3 protein-coding genes are annotated in these 1328 nt (G+C 61.4%); 2 read left to right on the top strand and 1 reads right to left on the bottom strand.

From position 1 onward, the window contains the following. Positions 1-243 (top strand): DUF6441 family protein (locus AB6A66_RS17420; protein ID WP_371056893.1); only part of this gene is annotated, 243 nt, incomplete at its 5' end. A 74-nt stretch (positions 244-317) separates the two neighbouring features. Here the strand turns inward: AB6A66_RS17420 and AB6A66_RS17415 are convergent. Next, the gene (locus tag AB6A66_RS17415) at positions 318-695 is read right to left on the bottom strand and encodes an iron chaperone (protein ID WP_371056892.1); all 378 of its coding nucleotides are present in this window, start codon (positions 693-695) and stop codon (positions 318-320) included. Positions 696-852: 157 nt separating this feature from the next. Between AB6A66_RS17415 and AB6A66_RS17410 the strand changes: the two genes are divergently transcribed. Further along, positions 853-1272, top strand: coding sequence for an acyl-CoA transferase (locus tag AB6A66_RS17410; protein WP_371056891.1), 420 nt, complete (start codon positions 853-855; stop codon positions 1270-1272). Positions 1273-1328 lie beyond the last annotated feature (56 nt).

The raw sequence follows: 1328 nt of genomic DNA, 5'->3' as shown, positions 1-1328 counted from the left end.
CGGTTCGTCTACCGTCGGCGTGGGCCGAGCCTGCTGGTCGCCGACCGCGCCCGCATCAACAAGCGCGGCCAGGCGGTGGCGTCCCGCGCGAAGACTGGCCGCAACCAGGTCACCGCGCCGATCTTCCTGCTGGTCCCGCAAGTCAAGCTGCCGAAGCGGCTCGACCTCGACCGGGACGCCGAGCGAGCGCATGACAGCGTGCCGGGGCTGATCTTGGCTAATTGGATTGAAGGCAGGCTCTAATGTCGGCTTTGCGGGATTTAGCGGGCTTTCGTTGCGGTAAGGCGAATGGCGGCTCTTCTGCCTTACATTCATGCTCAACAATCGATATCTTCGCCCGTCCGCCACATCGTGAACGCGCGGGCAATGAAATTTTCTATCAGCGTCTCAGAAATTTCGGTCGATTTGGAGAAGCGAATACAACCTTTTCCAACATTCAGACCAGCCAGCAATTTCCCGTCGGGATCGATCTTAGAGACGTCTCCAACGTAAAGGCTAACGTAGGCGCGCTGTGCGTTAAGATGAAACGCGTAAGCGTCATCGATCCCGTATCCAAGCATTTTGTAGTGTATGCACTCGGTAAGCTGTGGCGCCTGTTCCTTGATGATGGCGCGGATTTCCAGAAGCTTTTCGCGCCGCCAATCATGCTCAAGCTGGTTTAGATAGTCATTGGGTGTCTTGGCATCACTCAGCATGACTACTCCTAGTTTTCACGAAGCTCGATACTGTTCGAGACAGTAACACAGGCACGTGAGGCAGCAAATTGCGGAAGCCACCATTCGTGGGGCGATGGTATAAGTCAAAGTCGAATCTATCCGGACTTTCTCCGCGTCGAGAATATAGCAAGAATCCATGCCCACGCCACGCGAAACCATCCTCGCCGCGCTGCACGCGCAGCTGTCGGCGCTGCCTGCCACCGCCCTGCGGGGCGACGTGCTGCCCGAGCGGGTGCCGGCCGAGGGCCTGCTGATCCTGCGCGACGGCGAGCCCGGGGAGCCGGAGGTGACGCTGTCACCACTCGCCTACCACTACCAGCATCGCGTGGAGATCGAGGCGGTCGTACAGGGCGCCGACCGTGATGCCGCCTTCGACATACTGACCGCCAGCATCGGCACGGCGCTTGCCGCCGACCGCACATTGGGCGGGCTCTGCGACTGGGTCGAGGCGGAAGCGCCGCGGCCGGTCGATTTGGCGGTAGAGGGCGCGGCGAGCCTGAAGGCGGCGACCATCGCGGTGGTGCTGCATTACACGACGGACGACCCGCTGAGCTGAGCTCGGCGCACACGACACCGGGGCACCCCCCGAATCCCGACCACTGACCCACCGGC

The organism is Rhodosalinus sp. K401 (genome assembly GCF_041365735.1).
Taxonomy (GTDB): Bacteria; Pseudomonadota; Alphaproteobacteria; order Rhodobacterales; family Rhodobacteraceae; genus Rhodosalinus.
This window is presented reverse-complemented; position numbering and strand designations above follow the sequence as displayed.

What these genes read in the sequence shown, in the direction of transcription:
- AB6A66_RS17410 (WP_371056891.1), top strand. Translation starts at nt 853, where the DNA reads ATGCCCACGCCACGCGAAACCATCCTCGCCGCGCTGCACGCGCAGCTG.
- AB6A66_RS17415 (WP_371056892.1), bottom strand. Translation starts at nt 695, where the DNA reads ATGCTGAGTGATGCCAAGACACCCAATGACTATCTAAACCAGCTTGAG.